The following is a 22019-nucleotide window of genomic DNA, read 5'->3' as shown; positions in this document are numbered from 1 at the left end:
CCCTAACGGCCGGCAACGATACGGTTCCAGGCGATGGATGCACCCAGGGTTTCCATGTATTCGTCGATGTTCCCGATCGCCGACTCTGCGGAGTGCACACTGATCGCCACCGTGTCGCCGATTCCGTGCACCCCGTGGGTGACGCCCATCGCCGGAGACAGGGCCGGGTAGCCGGCGGTGAACGCAACCGGCGCCCCGCCGAATGTCAGGTCGGCCGGGCCGCGGTTGATGCTCGACACCACCGTGTTCCCGATGACTGTTCGTGCCACCGCCTTCGGATCGAATTGCGTTATGCCCCAGTACAACAAAGGAGCAGGGACCGCCGCGAAGGCCTCGTCGGCTGCCCGCAACGCCGGATGGGCACCACGCGATCGACGACGCATCAGCGCCTCGGCGATCTGCTCGGTTCTTCGTTCCCATGATGCCGTGGTGCTGAACAGTTCGACACCGACGTTCCGGAAGTGGTTGCGGGCGAGGGGTTTTCCCGGTTTGGCGACAGTCAGCTCGGCACCGAGCGTGGCAGTGTCTACACCCTGGCCGGCGAGGTGCTCCGACAACCCCAGCGAGATGGCTGCGAGAGCTCCGACGGTGACGGTGGGCCCCGGAAAGTCGTCGCGGTCACGGACCAGCGTGCGGATCGCGCGGCGACCCTCCGGCCTGTTGTTGGTGGGCAGCGCCGGCCGCACATCGGCCTGCGCGGGCACGGATCCGTCGGCCACGTCCGCGACCAGCCTTCGGTGCGTCACAGCGGCATTCAGCCCACGCAAACCCAGGGAGCCGAGCTGCTTGGGTGTCCGGATCGCCGCGACCGTTGCCGCCCGCACCGTCGAGTAGCCGCTCTCGGGTTTCGCGGCAACGCCGCGGCGCGGTTCTCCGACATCGACGAACAGACTCCTGGCCACGCCCGTCGCACGGCGACCGTCGGCGAGGGCGTGTCCGATCTGCAGGACCACCACTGTCGCCGGTCCCCGGCAGCGGGGAACGTCCCCGACACCCTCGAACACGTGCAGACGCCACACACTGTCGCGGAGATCGAGCTGATCTGCGAACAGATCTTGAACGGCCGCAAGGCAACCCGACCAGGTGGGCTGCGGCAACTGGTGCACTGCGACGTGATCTGGTCCGACCCCGTGACGAACCCAGTACGGGTAGTCGAGAGCACAGCCTGGGTCGGCGACCCGCAATGTCAGATCGATGTTCGACGCCGCGCGCCCGAGCACGTCGTCGATGGCCGACTCGAGGTTGCCGACTTCACCGTCGAAGGCGAACAGCAGGAATTGGTCGTTCGGAACTCGACTCGACATCCAGTACATCTGGGCATCGATGGGTGTCATTCGCTCCATCCGACGAACGTACTTCACCGCCGCGGGCATATCGGGCGCCCATCTGTTGACCCCAACCGTCCGCCCACGTCGGTCGATACAACTTGGCTATTGAACACGTCCATATTTGACTTGGACATGAATGAATAAGCGGCCTACGGTCGATGTATGACCCAGGTCACGCCTGGCGCTGGGCGGCGTGGTCTGGGTCGACGACGCAGGTCGGCCGCGATCGCCATGGCCGAACAAGTACGCACAACAGGTAGGAGTCGGCACATGACGACGACAGAAGATCGCGCGACAGAGCAGGCGCATATGAACACTCTGACCGGGCAGATGATCATCGCGGGCACCTTTGTCACCGGACAGGGCGACACCGTGCACGGGCTCGACCCGGCGACCGGCGACGTCCTCGAACCCGGTTACTCCTACGGGTCCGACAGTGATGTCGACGCCGCATGTGCCGCTGCCGCCGCTGCCTTCGACCGGTATCGGTCGACCACGTCCACCGTCCGCGCCGAATTCCTCGAGGCGATCGCAGAGAACATCGAATCTCTCGGCGACACCCTCGTCGACCGAGCCTGCTCCGAATCAGGTCTACCCCGCCCCAGGATCGCGGGCGAGGTGGGCAGGACCGCAGGACAATTGCGTTTGTTCGCAGGCGTACTGCGAGACGGTGGCTGGAACGGTGCACGCATCGATCCCGCGCAACCCGATCGCACACCGTTGCCGCGCGCCGACATCCGGCAACGCAAGATCCCCCTCGGACCGGTGGCAGTGTTCGGCGCCAGCAACTTCCCCCTCGCATTCTCCGTGGCAGGCGGCGACACGGCCTCGGCTCTCGCCGCCGGCTGCCCGGTGGTCGTGAAGGCACACGACGCTCATCCCGGCACCTCGGAACTGGTCGGTCGCGCCATCACCGAGGCGATCACCCGTACGGGGATGCCTGCCGGAACGTTCTCGCTCCTCTACGGCTCGGGACCGATCCTCGGTACCCGCCTGGTGACAGACCCGAGGATCAAGGCTGTCGGATTCACCGGATCACGTTCTGGCGGAACCGCTCTGGTCGCTGCCGCCGCAGCCCGGCCCGAGCCCATTCCCGTCTACGCCGAGATGAGTTCGGTCAACCCGGTGTTCCTGATGGAGTCCGCCCTGCGGAACCGGGGCACCGACCTCGGGCAGGCATTCGTGGGGTCGTTGACCATGGGTGCCGGGCAGTTCTGCACCAACCCCGGCCTGGTCATCGCCGTGGACGGCCCCGCGCTGAATGACTTCGTGCGGTCTGCGAGCGACGCGATCGCCGCGTCGGCCCCAGCACCGATGCTCACCCCCGGCATCGCGAGGTCCTACGCCGACGGCGTCGAGGCGTTGTCGACCGCAGCGACCGCCGAGGCGAAGGCCCCGACGACCGACCGGCCGAATACGTGCGGTGCCGCTGTCTTCAGCACCGACGCAGACACGTTCCTGGCATCAGAAGTGTTGCAGGAGGAAGTATTCGGCTCGGCCAGCCTGGTGGTCAGATGCGTTGACGCGAACCAGGTACGCGCCGTCGCCGCACGTCTGGAAGGCCAGCTCACCGCAACGGTGCACTGCGACGACGACGACCTCGTGGCGGCGGGCGAGCTGATGAGTGTTCTTGAACTCAAGGCAGGCCGGATCCTGTTCAACGGCTGGCCCACCGGGGTCGAGGTCGGCCACGCCATGGTCCACGGCGGCCCGTATCCAGCGACGTCCGATTCGCGTACCACGTCCGTGGGATCAACTGCCATCGAGCGGTTCCTGCGGCCGGTCGCCTACCAGGACGTCCCACCCGCACTGCTGCCGTCGGCAATCGCCGACGCAACCCCGATCAGCTGTGGCGCCGCATCGACGGCCGCCTCGTCCAAGACTGACCAACCCCACCCATTCAAGGAGAAATCTGATGCTCGACGGAGTTCTGTTCTTTCCCGTCACCCCGTTCACCCCGTCCGGGGATGTGGACTACACCCTGCTTGCCGAGCACCTCGACAAGGGTGTCGCCGCGGGACCCGGTGGGGTATTCGTTGCCTGCGGCACAGGCGAATTCCATGCTCTGGGGCTCGACGAGTTCAGCAAGATCGTCGCAACGGCGGTCGAGGTCGTGGCCGGACGGGTGCCTGTCTTCGCCGGAGCCGGCGGATCGCTGGTCCAGGCAAAGGAATTCGCGCGTAGCGCCGAGGCCGCGGGCGCCGATGGCATCCTGCTGCTACCGCCGTACCTCGTGACGATGCCGCCCGCCGGGCTCGTGGAGTACACCCGCACCGTCGCTGCCGCCACCGATCTACCGCTCATCGTCTACAACCGCGGTTCGGCCGTCTACAACGAGGCTGCCGCGGTCGAGGTGGCGCAGCTGCCCACCGTCATCGGGTTCAAAGACGGAACCGGCGACCTGGACAACGTCGCCCGCATCGTGATGGCCGTCAAGGACGCCCTGGCACCTTCGGGCAAGAACTTCCTGTTCTTCAACGGTCTGCCCACTGCCGAGATCACCCAGCAGGCCTACCGCGCCATCGGCGTCACCCTGTACTCCTCGGCAACCTTCGCGTTTGCCCCTGAGATCGCGCTGGCGTTCTACAACGCCCTGGAGTCCGGGGACGATCAACTCGCAGAAGCTCTGTTGCGCAAGTTCTTCCACCCGCTGGTCCGCCTACGCAACCAGGTCCCCGGTTACGCGGTGTCGATGGTGAAGTTCGGCGTCACGATGGAAGGTCTCGATGCCGGACCGGTTCGCGCACCGCTCGTGCCGCTGACACAGGCGCACCAGCAGGAGCTCATCGAGATCACCGCTGCCGGCCGGGCCGTCCTCGAAGGCGCCCTGTCACCGGCCGTCGCGGTCTGATGCCCACTGGACCGATCCGGATCACCGGCACCCGCATCACACCGGTCGCTTTCGCCGATCCGCCGCTGCTCAACACCGTAGGCGTCCACCAGCCCTTCGCACTCCGGGCGATCATCCAGCTCGACACCGACGCCGGAATCGTCGGGCTGGGCGAAACCTACGCCGACACTGCGCATCTGGCTCGGCTCGAGGCGTCCGCGAAGGCGATCACCGGACACGATGTGTTCGCGCTCAACGCACTGCGAACGACCATCGATGCCACCCTGGGCACGCTGTCGGTCAGCGGCGGGGACGGTGTGGCCGGCATGATCACCACCGCCAGCACCACCGACCGGGTGCTGTCACCCTTCGAGGTCGCGTGCCTCGACATCCAAGGCAAGGCCCTGGGCCGCCCGGTATCTGATCTTCTCGGCGGCGCCGTGCGCACCGCGGTGCCGTTCAGTGCGTACCTGTTCTACAAGTGGGCCGGCCATCCCGGAGCAGACCCCGACGAGTGGGGTGCGGCGCTCGACCCGGAGGGTCTCGTCCGGCAGGCGCAGCGGATGATCGGAACGTACGGATTCAAGGCGATCAAGCTCAAGGGTGGCGTGTTTCCTCCCGAGCAGGAGATCGCGGCGATGAAGGCGCTACGGTCGGCATTCCCCGACCTGCCGCTGCGGCTGGACCCCAACGCGGCGTGGACGGTCGAGACCTCGATCGAGGTGGCGTCCGAACTCGCCGGCGTCGTCGAGTACCTCGAAGACCCGACACCGGGCCTGCAGGGCATGGCCGACGTGGCGGCGGAAGCGAAAACGCCTCTGGCGACCAACATGTGCGTGGTCGCCTTCGACCAGCTCGAACCGTCGGTCCGGCAGAACTCGGTGTCCGTGGTTCTCTCCGACCACCACTATTGGGGTGGCCTGCAACGGTCTCGGTTGCTCGCCGGGATCTGTGAGACCTTCGGTCTGGGCCTTTCGATGCATTCCAACTCGCATCTGGGCATCAGCCTCGCCGCCATGGTCCACCTGGCCGCCGCGACACCCAATCTGTCCTACGCCTGTGACACTCATTGGCCGTGGAAGACCGAGGACGTCGTACGAGCAGGAGCGTTGTCCATCGTCGATGGCGCAGTACCGGTTCCGACTGGTCCGGGACTGGGTGTCGACATCGACGAAGATGCCCTCGCGGCTCTGCACCAGCAGTATCTCGACTGCGGCATCCGGGACCGCGACGACACCGGCTACATGAAAACCATCGACCCGTCGTTCGAGAACACCTGCCCACGCTGGTGAACCCGCTCGTCCGGCGCTGAACCGGCGCGTACATTGATCCACTGGGCCGCTTACGCGCCCAATTCCGATACCGGGAGTGGATCAATGTTCTCGCTGGCTCGCCTCACCTGCTTCATCGCCGTCGCCGAAGAACTTCATTTCGGCCGAGCTGCCGAACGTCTTCACATGACGCAGCCGCCACTGAGCAGGCAGATCCAGCAACTGGAGAACGAGCTCGGGGTGCAACTCGTCGACCGGACCAGTCGTTCGGTCACGCTGACCGCCGCCGGGTCAGCATTTTTGCCCGACGCCCGCCGCATCGTGCGGCTGTCCGAGAGCGCAGTACTGACCGTGCGCCGGGTGCCCGCCGGCGATCTCGGCACGGTCATCATCGGATTCACGGGCGCTTCTGCGCATGCGGTACTGCCCCGGTTGCTCGCCACCGCCCGCGAGGTACTACCCGACGTCAAACTCGTTCTGCGCGAGATGGTCTCTTCCGCCCAGATCGAGTCACTGTCGGGTGGAGAGCTCGACCTGGGGCTCGTGCGCCCCATCATGACCCGCCCAGGTATCAGCAGCCGGCCGATCCATCACGAGCGGCTGATCGCCGCCTTGCCCGCGGATCACGATCTCATCGATGCCGAGCACCTCACCATCGAGGACTTCGACAACCGTCCCGTGGTGATGTACTCCCCCGTCGACGCCCGCTATTTCCACGAATTGCTGATCAGCACGTTCACCATCGTCGGCGCGACACCGCGTTACGTCCAGTACGTCACCCAGGTGCACACCATGCTGGTGTTGGTCAGGTCCGGTCTCGGGATGGCGCTGGTGCCCGAATCAGCCGCCACCATGCACCCTGAGGGCGTCGTCTTCAAAGAGGTGACAGCGGTTCGAGACCGCCCGGTTCAGATGAATGCTGCGTGGCGCCCGGACAATCCGAATCCGGCACTGGCACGGATCATGGAAGACGTTCTACCGCAACGCGAATGGATATGACTTCGAACCGTGAAGCAGTTGTCACACAGCGGAGCGAACCGGGGGTTTGACTGCCGCGACCGGGCACTGCGCGTCGAGCAGAACCCGTTGCATGGCGCTGCCCGTCAGCAACTTGCCAACCGGTGAACGGCGACGGATACCGATCACGATGAGCTCGACATCGTCGCGATACGACGCGTCGATGAGATTGTCGGCGTGAGAGAGGGCCGGGTCGTTTGGCTCGATCGCAAAAACCACATCGGCCGCCCCGGCGGCCTGGCGTGCAGCGTCGAGATCTGATTCGAACTCCGGAGACGATCCGCTGTCGTCCTCGGCGATGACCATCAGATCCGTTCCGCGCATGCGTGCCTCGGCGAAACCGAACGACAACGCACCGCGCCCCTCTGTAGAGGGAACATAGCTCAGCACAACGCTCATGGGCGCGGCCTTCCTTTCGGTTCAGGTTGCAGGACGGCCGTCCTCAGCGTGCCCTGGGCGAGATACTCGTCGAGGTTGGCCAGCGTCAAGGCTTCCATCGCGGCGCGGGTCTCGGTGGTGCCACTGGCGACATGGGGCAGCAGCACCACGTTGTCGAGGCCGACGAGCGCTGCCGGAACATGCGGCTCGTCGGCGAACACGTCGAGACCCGCGCCGGCCAGACCGCCCGACGTGAGCAGGTCGACCAGCGCTTCTTCGTCGACCACGCTGCCCCGCGCCACGTTCACCAGGAAGCCGTTGGGCCCCAGCGCCTCGAGGACATCACGATCGACGAGCTGCCGGGTGTGTTCACCACCTGAGGCCGCCACGACGAGTACGTCCACCGACGCCGCCAGTTCGGCCGGCGACGATGAGTACCGATACGGCGAGCCGACTATCTCGCGGCGGTTGTGGTAGGCAATGCTGCACCCGAAGCCTTTGAGACGCTCGGCAATTGCCGAACCGATGCGGCCGAGTCCGATGATTCCGACTCGGGCGCCGGTCACCTTGCGCGTCAGGCGGAAGTTGCCCTCGCTCGCCCACCGGCCGGCCCGCACGTAGCGGTCCGCGGCAGAGAAACCGCGCAGCGTGTCGATGAGCAGTCCCACCGCAGTGTCCGCAACGCAATCGGTGAGGACGTCCGGGGTGTTGCTCACGCCCACGCCCCGCTTCTGGGCAACCTCGACGTCGGTGGTGTCGTAACCGACGCCGAAGTGGATGATCGCGCCGAGGTTCGGCAACTGCGCCATCAGTGCCGCGTCGACGCCCGTGCGGCCAGAGGTGACAACAGCGGCGACGGCATCGCCCCGAGTGGCGAGGAAGCCCTCTCGGGAACTGTCGTCCGGGAGCAACAACGCTCCGTAGCCGGCTGCCAGGGACTCAGCGAGCGACGGCTTGAGCGGACCGACCTGCAGCACCCGTCCCGCCTGGTCCTCCGAGTCGCGATACTGCTGTGGCGCAGCGCTTTTCGCCGGTCGTGCCGCGACTGGTGCGACATCGGCCATCGTGCCTCCTGACGACAGGGAAAGACCATCATGGTCTTCATCGAGTTACCCGTACGGTAAGCCGCCTCAGGAATACCTGTCCAACTCGTAAATAACATGGACTGATACCCAAACGGCATCACTGGGTTGGTCGCCGAACGGGCTCGGCGACAAGCAATCCGTAATGCGGCAGGTCAGAGGCTATATTGCAGGTGAGTCGTGTCACCAGATGAGACATCCAGTGACGCCCATCACCGACAGAAATGGCGGTTTGCAGGCCTTTTGGCCTGTTGACGCCTCCTCGGGGCACTTCTAGGTTGTGGCTACCGTCACAAACGGTCAGCGTCTCGATCGACGCGATTCACCATCATCAACGGAGGACCCATGCACGCCGCAGCCCCGCAGCCGGCATCCCGACGCCATTCCGTACGGGCGGTCGTCGCCATGGCCGCCGTGGCCGCTCTGGCCACCGGTTGTTCGGTTGCCAACTCGACACAGACCGACGCTGCCGACCCGAACACCCTGCGCATCGTGCTCCCGCAGGAGCCTCCGACGCTCGAGCCGTGCGACGCCTCGCTGACGGCCACGGGTCCCGTGGTCCGGTCCAACATCACCGAGCCGCTCATCGAACGCAATCCCGATACCGGTGACCTCGAGCCGAAGCTGGCCGACTCATGGGAGCAGACCTCTCCCAACACCTGGACGTTCCGAATCCACCAGGGCGTCAGATTCAGCGACGGCACGCCCTTCGATGCCGAAGCCGCCGCCTTCTCCATCAATCGCACGATCAACTCCACGATCGGCTGCGAGGTGGACGGTTACGTGTTCGGTGACGACGAACTGGTCGTCGAAGCAACCGATCCGGCGACGGTGACAGTGACCACCCCCACTCCGGATCCGATTCTGCCGCTGCGTGTCTCGTTCATCGAGATGGTCCCGACCAGTACCGACACCGCAGACAAGGTACGTATCCCGATCGGCACCGGCCCCTACCGGGTCGACTACTGGGATCCGGGGCAAAAGCTGGCTCTCGCGCTCAATCCCGAGTACGCCGGCCCCACCCCGGAGTACAGCCGTGCGGTGTACCAGTGGCGTACCGAGGGCAGCGTGCGCGCAGCCATGGTGACCAACGACGAGGCGGAGATAGCCACCTACCTGGGCCCGGAAGACGGCGCCGGGGACCTGGGTGTCTCGTACCCGAACAACGAGACCACCGCGCTGCGGATGCAGGCGGATGAACCACCGCTCGACGACTACCGGGTACGCGAGGCCATCGACCTGTCGATCAATCGCGACGGGATCATCAAGGCCCTCTTCCGCGGCCTCGGAGATCCGGCGGCACAGCTCGTCGGCCCGAGCATCATCGGGTTCAACGACACGATCTCTGCCACCCCCTACGACCTCAACCGCGCGAAAACGCTTGTGGCCGAGGCCAAAGCAGACGGGGTCCCGGTCGACAAGCAGATCAAGCTCATCGGGCGCACAGGTATGTACCCGAAGATCAACGAGACCATCGAGGTCATCCAGAACTCACTCGACCAGATCGGTCTCAACGTCAAGATCGAGATGATGGACACCTCGGGCCAGATGCTCTATCAGATCCGGCCCTTCCCCGACGAGGGACCGATCCTGCTGATGATCCAGCACGGCAACCAGGCCGGTGATGCCCAGTTCACCGCCGAGCAATACCTGCTGAGCGATGGCTACCAGAGCACCTATGGCACGCCCGAGTTCGACGCCGAGATAGAGACGGCCCAGAACCAGACCGGCGATGCCCGCCAGGGGGCGTTCGCCGCGGTCCTCGCCGACGAACCGAGCAAGATCCGTCAGTACGCCTACCTCGCTCACATGAACGCGGTACTGGCCAAGGCTCCGTCGGTTGCTATCAACCGAACTCGGCAACCGGCGACGAGATGCGACTGGCCGAGATGACCCATGCCACCGCCTCCGGCAACGACTGACCCCGCTTTCCACACCACCTGAAGGAACCTGTCATGACCAGCCCCATGTCCTCGAGAAAGCGGTGAGAGATGTTCGCCTTCCTGCGACGCCGCATGTACACCAGCCTCATCCCTCTGTTGGTCGTGCTCTTCGGTGTCTTCCTGCTCGCCCGACTCACCGGTGATCCCACCAACCTCTACCTCCCGGTGTCTGCGACCCCGGATCAGCGTGCCGAGTTCGCGGCCGAGAACGGTCTCGACAAGCCCGTCTGGAACCAGATGCTCGACTACCTGGGCGGCGTGGTCCACCTGGACTTCGGCGAGTCCCTAAGCACCGGCGAGTCGGCCGCCGAGATGGCCTTGCGGGCATTTCCCGCGACGTTGCAGCTGGCGTTCTTCACCATGTTGCTGGCCATCGTCGGCGCGGTGATCCTGGGTTGCTGGGCGGCTTTCCGGCCCAACTCACTTGCCGACCGCTTCTCGTCGCTGCTGTCGATGACGGCGGCGAGCGTCCCCGACTTCTGGTTCGCCATCACCGGCATCTGGATCTTCGCGGTGGTCCTGGGCTGGCTGCCCACGTCCGGTACGGGCAGCACCCTCTCCTGGATACTGCCGATCGCCACACTGCTGATCAGGCCGCTGGGAGTCCTGACCCAGGTGGTCCGGGGCGCGATGGTGCAGGCGCTCTCCGCGCCGTATGTGCGACTTGCTCGCAGCAAAGGGGCCGGCGACATGCGCGTCGTCACGCACCATGCGCTGCGAAACGCCGCCGCGCCGGCGTTGACCGTGGCGGGCGACCTCGCAGTCGCGCTGGTCAACGGTGCGGTAGTGGTGGAGGCCATCTTCGGTTGGCCCGGCATCGGCAAGCTGATGATCGATTCGATCCTGCAACGCGACTTCGCAGTGCTGCAGGCCGCCGTATTGCTCACCGCTGTCAGCATTTTCATCCTCAACGTCGTCATCGACGCCGGTTACGCGCTGCTGGACGCGCGGGTCCGCGAAAAGGTCAAGGTCTAGGAGAACGTCATGTCGATTGTCACCGGACCGTCCGAGTCCACAGTCACCGATCCCACCGGTTCGCTTGTCGCGCCCACAGACATCACCGGCGATTCCGTTGCCGCAGGCAAGGTTCCGTCCAACAGGATGCCCCTCTGGCGACTGCTGCTGCGGGATCCGATGGCCACGGTCGCCGCAGGCATCCTCGCCTTTGTCCTTCTCGTCGCGTGCTTCGGGCCGTGGCTGGTGGGTAGCGCCGCCACCGATCAGAACCTCGACCAGTCGAATCTGGCCCCGTTCAACCTCGACACCGGCTGGATGAACGTGCTCGGCACCGACCCGCTCGGTCGCAGCATGCTGGCCCGTCTGATCGTCGCCTGTCAGACCACGATGATGGTGGCCCTGCCCGCCGTGGTGATCTCTTGCGTCATCGGTTCGGTGATCGGCATGTGGGCCGGTTACCACCGCGGCTGGCGCGAGACCACCGCGATGCGGGTCGCCGACGTGATCATGAGTTTTCCTTCCCTGCTGCTGGCGGTCGTGGTGCTCTACGTGTTCTCGCCGAGTGCGGCCAATATCGTTCTGGTGCTGGCCTTCACACGCATCCCCATCTATCTGCGTACCGCACGGGCGGAGTCGGCCGAACTGCAGAGCAGGGTCTTCGTCGATGCCGCCCGCACGTTCGGCGCCAGCAGTGGATCGATCATCCGCTCGCATGTCCTGCCTATCCTGCTGCCCACCCTGCTCACCGTTGCCACCCTCGACTTCTGTTTTGTCATGCTGGCCGAATCGTCGCTGAGCTTCCTGGGCATCGGAATCCAGCCCCCGGACATCAGCTGGGGCCTGATGGTGTCGCAGGGACGCACCTACCTGCAGACCGCATGGTGGCTGTCGTTCTTCCCAGGTCTGGCCATCGTGGTGACCACGGTGTCCGCCACGATCCTCGCGGCGTGGGCCCGGATCGCCACTGATCCCGGCCAGCGCTGGCGCCTCACCGTGCCGCGTGCCCGCCGCCGTCTGTTCTCCTCACGAAAGGCAGTCGCATGAGCGCACCAGCCATCGCCGATCCCGGCGCGACCACCGCCGACGAGCGGATTGCCCTGGACGTCACCGACCTGACGGTCGACCTGCGCACTCCCACCGGGGTGGTGCGGGCCGTCGACCACGTCTCGTTTGTCGCCCGCCGCGGCGAGACGCTGGCCCTGCTGGGCGAGTCTGGATGCGGCAAGTCCATGACCGCCCAAGCCCTGGTCGGGCTCTTGGACCCGATCGCGGATGTCACCGATGGCACGGTGATGCTCGGGGACACCAACCTGACGACGGCGAGCAAACGCAAGCGCCGCCAGGTCGCCGGAACCGAATTGGCAATCGTCTTCCAGGACGCACTGACCGCGCTCAACCCCGTGTACACGGTCGGTACCCAGCTCGCCGAGCCGTTCCGTATCCATCGCGGGATGTCTGCGCGGGCCGCCAAACACGAGGCCATCCGGCTGATGGAGCACGTCGGCATCCCCGAGCCCGAGTCGCGTATCGACTCCTACCCCCATCAATTCTCGGGCGGCATGCGCCAACGACTGCTGATCGCGATGGCGGTGGCCCTGAGCCCCAAGGTGCTCCTCGCCGACGAGCCGACGACCGCGCTCGATGTCACCGTGCAGGCACAGATCATGTCCCTGTTGCAGAACCTGCGGGCCGAGTTCGACATGGCGGTCATCTTGATCACCCACGACCTGGCACTGGTGGCCGAGCAGGCCGACCGTGTGGCGATCATGTACGCCGGCAACGTCGTCGAGACCGGGCCGGTCGCCGAGGTGTTCTCCCGTCCGAGACACCCCTACACCAAGGGGCTGCTCGACTCGGTGCCCGTGAACGCCAAACGGGGCGACGATCTCAAGTCCATCGGTGGTACTCCCCCGGACCTGCACTCGATCCCGACCGGGTGCGTGTACCAGGCCCGATGCCCCCTGGCGCAAGACATCTGCGCCACCTCCCGACCTGCACTGAAGTCAATCGCCACCGGCCGTTCCGCGGCATGCCATTTCACCGAGGAGGTCGGCAATGTCTGAGTCCACACAACCGAGGTCGACGGGATCGTCGGTCCTCGAGGTCCGCGACCTCACCAAGACGTTCCGGGTGCCGGCGGGCAAAGACGGCAAGACCGAGCTCAAGGCGCTCGACGGGATCGACCTCGATCTCGCCCCTGGCGAGACGCTGGGTCTGGTCGGTGAATCAGGTTGTGGCAAATCAACTCTCGCCCGCACTCTGATGATGCTGGAGCGTCCCGACGCCGGGACGGTCAGCTGGGATGGCGTCGATCCGTACACCCTCAAAGGCAAGGACATGCTCGCCCTGCGTCGCCGCGTCCAGATGGTGTTCCAGGATCCGTATGCCTCACTCAACGCCCGGATGACGGCCGCCGAGATCATCTCCGAGCCGTGGCGGACCCACAAGACGCTCTACAAGTCCAAGCGAGACAGGGCCGCTCGGGTGCGCGAACTCCTGCATCTGGTGGGTCTACGCCCCAGCGACGAGCACCGCTCACCACAAGAGTTCTCCGGTGGGCAGCGCCAGCGGTTGGGAATCGCCCGAGCGCTGGCTCTCAACCCGTCGGTGGTCATCTGTGACGAGCCGGTGTCGGCACTGGACCTCTCGGTGCAGGCCCAGGTGCTCAACCTGCTGAACGACCTGCAGCAGCAACTCGGCATCTCCTACGTCTTCATCTCGCACGACCTGTCGGTCGTGCGGCACGTGGCCGACCGCGTCGCCGTCATGTATCTCGGTCGTATCGTCGAAACAGGGCCCACCGAACGAGTTTTCGACACACCGATGCACCCCTACACCGAGGCACTGATGTCCGCGGCGCCCACCCTCGACCCCGGAACCCGGCGCACCCGGATCATCCTGGAGGGCGAAGTGCCCTCGCCGCTCAACCCGCCGTCGGGCTGCCGCTTCCGTACTCGTTGCATGCACGCCACTTCCGAATGCGCGGAGTCGGCGCCGCCCGTCGCGACCGACGTTCCACAGAGCAAGTCGATCCGGGCAGCGCTGAGCGGTCCGGCACACGTGGCCGAGTGCTTCCACCCGCGCAACACGGTGTCGCTCGGCATGCCCGCCGCGGTCGGGTGAGCATCGCCGCTCTGGTCGTGATCAGCGTGGCGGTGTTTGCTGCCGCCTGCATGCAGGCATCCATCGGCTTCGGCATGGGTATGCTCGCCGCCCCGATCGTCGCCCTCGTCGACCCATCGCTCATCCCGGGCACGCTGATCATGTCCGCGGTGGTGGTGACGCTGCTCGTGGTGGTCCATGAACGGCAGAGCCTCGACCTCCGGGGCACCGGGTGGGCGCTGGCCGGGCGTGTCCCCGGCACCATCGCGGGGGCATTGCTGCTGATCTTCCTGCCCGAACGCGGGCTCGCGTTGCTGCTCGCGGCCGTGGTGCTGGCCGGTGTAGTCATGGCGACGATGGGCTGGGCGCCACCGCCGCGGCGACGAAACCTCGCGACTGCGGGCGCTGCGTCGGGTCTGCTCGGCACCGCGACCTCGATCGGTGGTCCGCCGATGGCTTTGGTGTTGCAGGGATCAAGCGGCCCCCGGCTGCGCGGGAACATGAGCGCGTTCTTCTTGGTCGGGTCGTTGATGTCCATCGCGGTGCTGGCCGCCGCCGGTGCCATCGAACGGGAGAACGCCGAGATGTTCCTGATTCTCATCCCGGCGATTGTGCTGGGCTACGCGGCCTCTCGATTCGTCAACACATTGCTCGACCCGGTGCGGCTGCGCCGGCTCTCCATCGCCATCTCCTCGGTGGGGGCTGTCCTGCTCATCGGGCAGCAGATCATCTGAAATCACAACAGCGAAAGGCTCCACCATGACGTCATCAGCCACATCGCGATTATCGCGTGGTGCTCCCGCGGTCACCGAGATGCGGGTGATCCCGATCGCCGGCCGCGACAGCATGCTGCTCAACCTGTCCGGGGCACATGCTCCGTTCTTCACCCGGAACCTGGTGATGATCACCGATGCCGACGGGAACACCGGGGTCGGCGAGGTGCCGGGCGGCGAGCCGATTCGTCAGACCCTGTGCGACGCAATCGACATGGTGGTCGGACGCCACGTGGGCGACCACAACGCAATTCTCGGCGACATGCGGCGCGCCTTCGCCGACCGTGACTCGGGTGGGCGAGGCAATCAGACGTTTGATCTTCGCACCACTGTCCACGCCGTCACCGCTGTCGAATCCGCTTTGCTCGACCTGTTGGGCCAACATCTCGGAGTGCCGGTTGCCGCCCTCCTCGGCGACGGCCAGCAGCGTGAGCGCGTGCAGGCACTGGGATATCTGTTCTTCGTCGGCGACCGCACCAAGACGGGACTCGACTACCTCGACGGTTCCGGTGAGTCCGACGACTGGCTTCGACTACGGCACCAGGAGGCGCTGACCCCCGAGGCTGTCGTCGCCCTCGCCGAGGCCGCGCACGATCGTTATGGCTTCTCCGACTTCAAACTCAAGGGCGGGGTTCTCGCCCCCCAGGAGGAAGCGGCCGCGGTGACCGCGCTCGCCGAACGCTTCCCGGCCGCGCGCATCACGCTTGATCCGAATGGCGGCTGGCTGCTCTCGGAGGCGATCGAGACCTGCCGCGGACTGCGCGACGTGCTCGCCTACGCCGAGGATCCGGTCGGACCCGAGGGCGGCTTCTCCGGGCGTGAAGTGATGAGTGAGTTCAAGAGGGCCACCGGGCTGCCCACCGCCACCAACATGATCGCCACCGACTGGCGGGAGTTGGGGCACACCATCCGATCCGGAGCGGTCGACATCCCATTGGCCGATCCCCACTTCTGGACGATGGCCGGATCGGTGCGGGTGGCGCAGCTCTGCGATGTGTGGGGCCTGACGTGGGGATCGCACTCCAACAACCACTTCGACGTCTCACTGGCCATGTTCACCCACGTTGCCGCTGCCGCACCCGGCGACATCACGGCCATCGACACCCACTGGATCTGGCAGGACGGTCAGCGGATCACCAAGGAGCCGTTCGACATCATCGACGGTCACCTCACGGTTCCCGACCGGCCCGGACTCGGTGTCGAGCTCGACATGGACCAGGTCGAGCTCGCACACGAGCTGTACCTCCGCGAGGGTCTGGGGTCCCGCGATGATTCGGTCGGGATGCAGTTCCTGGTACCGGGTTGGAGCTTCGACAGCAAGCGTCCAGCACTGGTTCGGGCATGAGCGATCCATTGGGGCGGATGGTGATCGTCGTCGGCGACCGGAATCTGCTGCCGCATCGTGAGTTGTTCGAGAGCTTGCTGCCTGCCGAGAGTGAGGTCCGGTGGCACCAACGCTTCGACGAGCAGGCGATCGTCAGCGATCTCCCGGCAGCCGATGTGTATGTGGGCGGCAGGTTCACCACAGCAATGGCAACCGCCGCCCCGCGACTGCAACTGGTGCACGTGGCAGGGGCGGGCACCGACAATGTCGCATTCGACGCGCTCGGGCCTCGCACCAAAGTCGCCAACACGTTCCATCACGAGGATTCGATCGCCGAATACGTGTTGTCCACGTCCGTCATGCTGCGCCGTGGTTTCCTCGCCCATGACCGGGCACTCCGCCAAGGAGTGTGGGCGACATCGGTGTACGACGACTCCCTTCCCCAGCCCCTCACCATGCGCGACGCGCACATCGGCTTCGTGGGGTTCGGCCACATCGGATCGAAGAGCTGGAACCTGCTGCGCACGTTGGGCTGCACCGCGTCGGCGGTCACCGGTCGCGGCACCGTCGACGCCGAAGCACAGGGCCTGTCATGGGCGGGCGACGCCGCCGATCTGGGCCGCCTGATGACCGAGTCCGACGTCGTTGTTGTCTCGGCACCGCTGAACGCCCATACGCGAGGAATGATCGGTCGCGCGGAGTTCGAGGCCCTCGGTTCGGATGGAGTCTTGATCAACGTCGGACGGGGGCCACTTGTTGAGCAGCGGGCTCTCTACGATGCCCTCAGCACGAACCATTCGTGCGGCCGCCATCGACGTCTGGTATTCGTACCCCGGCTCGGATGGTCGCGGTGTGCCGGGCGATCTGCCCTTTGCCGAACTCCCCAATCTGCTGATGACGCCACACTCTTCCGGCGTCACGCACGACACTTTCGTGGGACGGGTTCGGGACATCGCCGACAACATCCGCAGACTCGCCCGGGGCCTGACACTGGCTCGCACCGTCCGCTGATCGCGGGCGGTTCACACTGTGGAGTTGTCAATGTTCCATCGCGGTTCCGGCCGTGGGCCGGCTGCGAGTGGGTCTAGCTATCTATCTATCGGCCCAGCAGTTCGGTGTGGTCTTGCAGCTTTGTGCGGTTCGGCCGCCTTCACGCAGCGAGGGTGAGCGTCCTACGGTTGTAGGCCGGCAGGGGTTTTCGCAGCGGATCCACGTCGGCGGGCGGTAGCAGCCATGGGTGTTTGTCTGGCCCCATGACAACGTCCCAGTCCGTACTGTGAACTGCGCGGTGGCAGGTGCGGCACAACAGGCACCCGTTCTCCAGGGTGGTCGGGCCACCTTCTTGCCAGTGAACGATGTGATGGCAGTCGGACCATTCCGCCGGCGCCCCGCATTTCACACAGCACGCGTCCCGGATGATGATCGCCTTGCGCAGCAGCCCGGTGAAGAGGCGGCGTGGTGGGCTCATGTCGATCGGCACCTCTTGGCCGTCCAAGGTCACCGATGTGATGGACGAGTCGCAGGCGAGCGCGGCGGCAGTGGCTTCGGTGATGGGACCCATCCACCGCAACGATGCGCGATCGGGTTCATCGGCCGGAACAGTCACGATCACTTCCGTTCTCGGGGCCGGCGCCGATGTTCGTCCACCACCGCAGTCCAATAGCTGGTGCAGGGCATCGGCTCTGCGCTGCGCTGGGGACCGGCGATCTTCACTTCCGTCGGGCTCCGGGCGCGGCTTGCTCCAGACGTTCAGGGCAGATCGCATCTTCTCTCCCATCACCGCATCGAGATCGAACTTTCCCACGAACCGACCGTCGACAACTGCACAGTCCACAGTGTTCATCGCCGGATTCTCGGACGCCGGGAGCCCACCCGTGTTCCCAGAGATCTGATTTCCGAGCTTGCGCGCGGCCTTGCCCACCTCGTCGGGCGAGGCGCCGGAGATGGCGTGGCTCAACAATTTCCGTTCGATGTCCGCTCGATCCTCAGCAACCATCTCGGAGCCGGCCCGGGCCGCGACGTGCGCGCGCCCCCTGACCACCGCATCAACATGTTCGGTCGACAGGAATCCATCGCGAAAGTAACCGGCGGTGCGATCCAAACCGGTCAGTCCGATCCCGATCCGCAACCACCGTGATGCAACCGCTGGAGCCACCCCATTGGCTTGCAACAACTTCGAGGTGGTGGACCCTGACTTCTTCGCTATCCCCAGCCGTTCGATATGCGCTGCTGCAGCAGACAACTTGCACTCGGTCGCATTGCGAAGGGTGATCAAGTCCTTGATCAGACCCACAACACCCGGTGGGTCATCCGGAACGACCAACCCCATCACATCGTCGACCACGTCGAGAATTCGCATCCTCATACCCCTCCCCAGGGACCCCCACAGCAGTTACGCCCGATCAAACCCTGCGCCAGCTGCCCGATTGATGCCTTCATATTACCGCATTCGAACGCATGTTCGCAAGGGCGGATTGTCACATTTATTCTGTCCAGCAACATCTTTCGCCAACTAGGAGAGCGCACACACCCCGCCGGGCGCAGGCTACCACCAGCTCCGACACCAATCCGCAACAGCAATCCCGGTGGCACCCGTTGCAAATCGATCGCTTCGCAAGCATCGGAAAGGCCCAAGCGTCATCACCATCAAATCCATGGGCCGCCCAGCCAGGGCCGGAAATGATCGAAATCGCCTCGACCGGAGGAGACCAACACAGCTTCACTGAGGTCCTCAGAATCGCTACCCTCACGTCAATCTGTTGCAGCACGCAACGGTCGACAAACTCCTACCGGCACGATTCACCATCACCGGCCGTACTCACACCCGTCGACAAGCGCACAATCCCAGGGCCCCGTCGTCGAAGCGGTGGTGAAGCCATACGCGACTGCCCAATGTGTATAGACGCGAATATCTGAGATCGGTGTCGATCCTGTCAGATATCGCGACGACACGCGGATGAAAGTCGTTGCGCACGTCCGTTGCTCGATCCACTGGGCGGAACACCAGAGAGGACACCAACCGGCTGCTACGTTACCGGTTCGCCAAAGGATCAGACCTGAAAGCCCACAGCGCCGGCGACCTTCGACGAGTGGCCGGCGTGCTCAACCAACGACCCGACCCACCCTCGACTACCAAACATCTGTCTAAGCCTTCGCGGAGCTGATCGACAACGACATCACCCAAGCCGCCTAACCGTGTCGCTGCGGTGACGCGCGAACACTTGACTCCCCACCTCAGCAGAATTAGTGCGTCAGTCTGGCTGCCCACCCACACCTGCGTCCCTCGCCCTGGCCACCGCCTCCGCCCTCGTCCGGGCACGCATCTTGGCCAGGATCTCACTGACCCGGTTGCGAACGGTCTTCTCGGACAGAAACAACCGGCGGGCGATGGCAGCGTTGTCCAAACCCCGGGCCATCAGTTCCAGGACTTCGCGCTCGCGGCTCGTCAGCTCCGGAAAGGCCTGGGGTCCAGCACTGTTCGGGGCCATCGCCGAGAAGAACCCGACCACCTGTTCGGCGACGCGGGGTCCGAAGACGGCCTCCCCCCTGGCGACCGCCGCAATCGTGCGGTGCACATCACCGGCCTCGGCTTCCTTGAGCAGATAGCCTCTGGCGCCGGCCCGCAGGGCTGCGAAGACCGAGTCAGGGTCCTCGCTCATCGTCAGGACCACCACTGCGACGTCCGGATACCTGTCCACCACCCGCGCCGTGGCCGCGAGCCCACCGATACCGGGCATCCGCAAGTCCATGAGCACCACCTGCGGCCGTAGTTCTTCGACGGCCCGGAGCGCCGACTCGCCGTCGGCGGCTTCCCCGACGACCTCGACGTCGTCCATCGCCGACAGCACCGCGAGCATACCTGCGCGAAATAGCGCATGGTCGTCAACCACGAGCACCGATGTCATTGACGCACAGCCTCTCTCGGCACAGCGACAGACGCGATGGGCACCACCAACCGCACCACGGTTCCTCCCCCTTGGGCGGCAAGGTGTTCCACGCGGCCACCCACTTCGGCGGCACGCTGCCGCATGCTCATCAATCCCACGCCAGGTGTCGGCCGGCCTGGCATTCCTCGACCGTTGTCGCTGACCCGGAGTTCGAGATTCTCCTCGCCGCATTCCACGTCGATCCTCACGCGTGACGCCGCGCTGTGGTGCACGACGTTGGTGACCGCTTCGGCGGCGATGGTGTACGTGGCGACCTCCGCGGCCGCAGGCAGTTCACCCATGTCATCAAGCTGCACAACACCTTCGATGGCACCGAGACCGTCCACGAGTTGACGCAGCGCCTGTGCCAGCCCCAGCTGGTCCAGAACCGGTGGCCGCAGACCACGAGACACCGCACGTACCTGGACCACCGCTTCGCGGACCCGGTCCCGGATCCCATCGGCCTTGTGCGCGTGGGCATCATCACCCTTTCGGCGGAGCTCGGCGGCCAGTGCATCCATCTGCAGGGCGATCCCCGCAAGACCCGGGCCCACCCCGTCGTGCAGATCATTGCGCAGCCGTCGTCGTTCCTCTTCCCGGGCCGCGACGATACTGGCACGAGAGTGCTCGGTCTCGGCCACCAGCGACGTGGCATAAGCCATCATCGCTGCGTGTGCCGCGACCTGTTCGAGGAGTCGGCGTTCTTCAGCGCTGAACCCCTCGCCGACGCGCCGCGGTGCGACCTCGAGCTGACCGACTCTGCGTCCCAGCGCAATTGCGTCGATGGTTACCACATGGGCAGGCCGAATCCCTTGTTCGGCCCGCACCACACCGTCGAAGGCCACGTACGGCATACGCAACTCCGTGCGCAATGCGGAGATCAAGTCGGTGAGCGCTGCACGCGGCTCCGACGACAGCGTCACGGCCTCGGAGATCCGCGGCGCAAGAGTGCGGCTGCCGCGCAGTTGCGGGAACCACCAGTTGTCGATGACCCGTTGCAACACGGCGCGGACGGCAAAGGCTCCCAGCACAAGCACCACCACCAGGGCGATTCCGGCTCGGGATCCTGCCAGCTCTGGATCCAGCCGCCACAGCATCAGGCCGCCGCCCGCGGCCACCAGAGCGACCACGAGGACCAGCACGATCGAACGACTCAGGGCGAACTCGGCGTCCACCAGACGAAAACGAAGGGTCGCCGACACAACCGCTACCGGGGGCGCCAGCAGCGCGATGACAAACGCGGCGTTGCCCGGCCCGGTCTCACCGAGCAGGAGCGCCAAGATGAGCGCGCAGGCCATGACGATGCCGCCGACCATGAACCACTGCAACTGCGCCCGCTGCACCCCGACCGCGCGTCGCGTCCGCAACACCAGCGCGACCACCGCGAGCGGCGTCGCCACCGCCAGGCAATAGAACGAACTCACCAACGTCACGTAGTTCAGCGGCTCCAGCACATCAATACCGATGGGGTTCTGCACTGCCGCGTCGACGTCGGCGCGACCTGGAACCACCATTCGCGCGCCGACGGCCGCCATCGCGGCCGAAAGCGCGGAGATCGCCAAGATCTTCTCAGGCCGCGACCCGAATCCGCCCTCCGGGAACATCAGTGTGAGCAGCGGCAACACAATGAAATAGACGCCGAAGCCGAACATCGAAATCCAGTCGGCCACCGCAGAACCCGGCAGCGGCGAGACCTTCGCACTCCAGACGCTGTACTGCCCGAGGAGCAGGTAGACACTGATCAACCCCGTCGCCACCAACAGCCATCCGCAGCGATTGCGCGGCTGGTGCCACAGCAGCACCACACCCGCCACGGGCCACGCCGCACCGAGCACCAGATCGCTCGCGAACATCGGCTCGGCACTCACACGTTCGGTGAGTTCATGGTGGAGCACAAGCGCGCCCACGATGGACGTCACCGCGCCGACCCCGAGCACCAGCGCGATCCGGCGAAGCGCGGAATCACCGATCTTGTCGGCGAGACCGTGGGCGGTAGCTCTCACCAGGTCATCGTGGCACGTCGATTCGCAGAAAACCGCTGCAGACGCGAACTTCCCGGCAACCAGGGACCGGCGTCCCTGTCGACCG

15 protein-coding genes and 4 pseudogenes are annotated in these 22019 nt (G+C 65.5%); 13 read left to right on the top strand and 6 right to left on the bottom strand.

Annotated features, from left to right (window positions below):
- Window positions 1–2: 2 nt before the first annotated feature.
- Window positions 3–1343: a wax ester/triacylglycerol synthase domain-containing protein gene (locus W823_RS55320; RefSeq protein ID WP_031333650.1), complete on the bottom strand. Its 1341-nt coding sequence runs from the start codon at window positions 1341–1343 to the stop codon at window positions 3–5.
- A gap of 255 nt (window positions 1344–1598) precedes the next feature.
- Between W823_RS55320 and W823_RS55315 the strand changes: the two are divergent.
- From W823_RS55315 to W823_RS55300, 4 genes and pseudogenes are all read left to right on the top strand, one after another.
- A pseudogene (locus W823_RS55315) lies at window positions 1599–3214 on the top strand (aldehyde dehydrogenase (NADP(+))).
- Window positions 3215–3243: 29 nt separating this feature from the next.
- The gene (locus W823_RS55310) at window positions 3244–4179 is read left to right on the top strand and encodes a 5-dehydro-4-deoxyglucarate dehydratase (RefSeq protein ID WP_023963253.1); all 936 of its coding nucleotides are present in this window, start codon (window positions 3244–3246) and stop codon (window positions 4177–4179) included.
- Entirely contained in the window at window positions 4179–5450 is a 1272-nt protein-coding gene (locus W823_RS55305; RefSeq protein WP_023963251.1) for a glucarate dehydratase family protein, read from the top strand. Before W823_RS55310 ends, W823_RS55305 begins: the two co-directional genes overlap by 1 nt.
- An 84-nt stretch (window positions 5451–5534) precedes the next feature.
- A complete protein-coding gene (locus W823_RS55300; protein ID WP_023963249.1) occupies window positions 5535–6428 on the top strand; it encodes a LysR substrate-binding domain-containing protein in 894 nt (297 codons plus the stop codon).
- Window positions 6429–6449: 21 nt separating this feature from the next.
- On the opposite strand, the gene W823_RS55295 is transcribed toward W823_RS55300, so the two are convergent.
- Window positions 6450–6845 (bottom strand): universal stress protein, encoded by a 396-nt coding sequence (locus W823_RS55295; RefSeq protein WP_023963247.1) that lies wholly within the window; start codon window positions 6843–6845, stop codon window positions 6450–6452.
- Complete coding sequence (locus W823_RS55290) at window positions 6842–7888, bottom strand: 2-hydroxyacid dehydrogenase (RefSeq protein ID WP_023963245.1); 1047 nt, start codon at window positions 7886–7888, stop codon at window positions 6842–6844. The genes W823_RS55295 and W823_RS55290 overlap by 4 nt, the downstream gene beginning before the upstream one ends.
- A 423-nt stretch (window positions 7889–8311) precedes the next feature.
- Here W823_RS55290 and W823_RS55285 point away from each other — a divergent pair.
- The 8 genes and pseudogenes from W823_RS55285 (at window position 8312) to W823_RS55250 (ending at window position 17016) form a co-directional block, all read left to right on the top strand.
- Window positions 8312–9828, top strand: a pseudogene (locus W823_RS55285) (ABC transporter substrate-binding protein).
- 69 nt (window positions 9829–9897) lie between these two features.
- Window positions 9898–10824, top strand: a complete 927-nt coding sequence (locus tag W823_RS55280; protein WP_023963243.1) for an ABC transporter permease — start codon at window positions 9898–9900, stop codon at window positions 10822–10824.
- Window positions 10825–10833: 9 nt separating this feature from the next.
- Window positions 10834–11850 carry an ABC transporter permease gene (locus tag W823_RS55275; protein ID WP_023963241.1) on the top strand — a complete coding sequence of 339 codons (1017 nt, stop codon included), beginning with the start codon at window positions 10834–10836 and terminating at the stop codon, window positions 11848–11850.
- On the top strand, window positions 11847–12869 hold the full coding sequence (locus W823_RS55270; protein ID WP_023963239.1) for an ABC transporter ATP-binding protein: 1023 nt from the start codon (window positions 11847–11849) through the stop codon (window positions 12867–12869). Before W823_RS55275 ends, W823_RS55270 begins: the two co-directional genes overlap by 4 nt.
- Entirely contained in the window at window positions 12862–13929 is a 1068-nt protein-coding gene (locus W823_RS55265; RefSeq protein WP_023963236.1) for an ABC transporter ATP-binding protein, read from the top strand. Before W823_RS55270 ends, W823_RS55265 begins: the two co-directional genes overlap by 8 nt.
- The gene (locus W823_RS55260; RefSeq protein ID WP_023963234.1) at window positions 13926–14642 is read left to right on the top strand and encodes a sulfite exporter TauE/SafE family protein; all 717 of its coding nucleotides are present in this window, start codon (window positions 13926–13928) and stop codon (window positions 14640–14642) included. Before W823_RS55265 ends, W823_RS55260 begins: the two co-directional genes overlap by 4 nt.
- Before the next feature lie 25 nt (window positions 14643–14667).
- Entirely contained in the window at window positions 14668–16026 is a 1359-nt protein-coding gene (gene gudD, locus W823_RS55255; RefSeq protein ID WP_023963232.1) for a glucarate dehydratase, read from the top strand.
- A gap of 17 nt (window positions 16027–16043) precedes the next feature.
- A pseudogene (locus tag W823_RS55250) lies at window positions 16044–17016 on the top strand (2-hydroxyacid dehydrogenase).
- A gap of 139 nt (window positions 17017–17155) precedes the next feature.
- Here W823_RS55250 and W823_RS55245 read toward each other — a convergent pair.
- The gene (locus W823_RS55245; protein ID WP_023963230.1) at window positions 17156–18370 is read right to left on the bottom strand and encodes an HNH endonuclease signature motif containing protein; all 1215 of its coding nucleotides are present in this window, start codon (window positions 18368–18370) and stop codon (window positions 17156–17158) included.
- Window positions 18371–19001: 631 nt separating this feature from the next.
- Here W823_RS55245 and W823_RS59185 point away from each other — a divergent pair.
- Window positions 19002–19121, top strand: a pseudogene (locus tag W823_RS59185) (IS30 family transposase); the annotation flags it as partial.
- Between the two features lie 135 nt (window positions 19122–19256).
- Here the strand turns inward: W823_RS59185 and W823_RS55240 are convergent.
- Both W823_RS55240 and W823_RS55235 read right to left on the bottom strand, forming a co-directional pair.
- A complete protein-coding gene (locus W823_RS55240) occupies window positions 19257–19910 on the bottom strand; it encodes a response regulator transcription factor (RefSeq protein WP_023963229.1) in 654 nt (217 codons plus the stop codon).
- Window positions 19907–21934, bottom strand: a complete 2028-nt coding sequence (locus tag W823_RS55235; protein ID WP_023963226.1) for a histidine kinase — start codon at window positions 21932–21934, stop codon at window positions 19907–19909. The genes W823_RS55240 and W823_RS55235 overlap by 4 nt, the downstream gene beginning before the upstream one ends.
- Between the last annotated feature and the right edge of the window lie 85 nt (window positions 21935–22019).

Origin of the sequence: Williamsia sp. D3, from assembly GCF_000506245.1 — a bacterium.
GTDB classification, from domain to species: domain Bacteria; phylum Actinomycetota; class Actinomycetes; order Mycobacteriales; family Mycobacteriaceae; genus Williamsia; species Williamsia muralis.
This window is presented reverse-complemented; position numbering and strand designations above follow the sequence as displayed.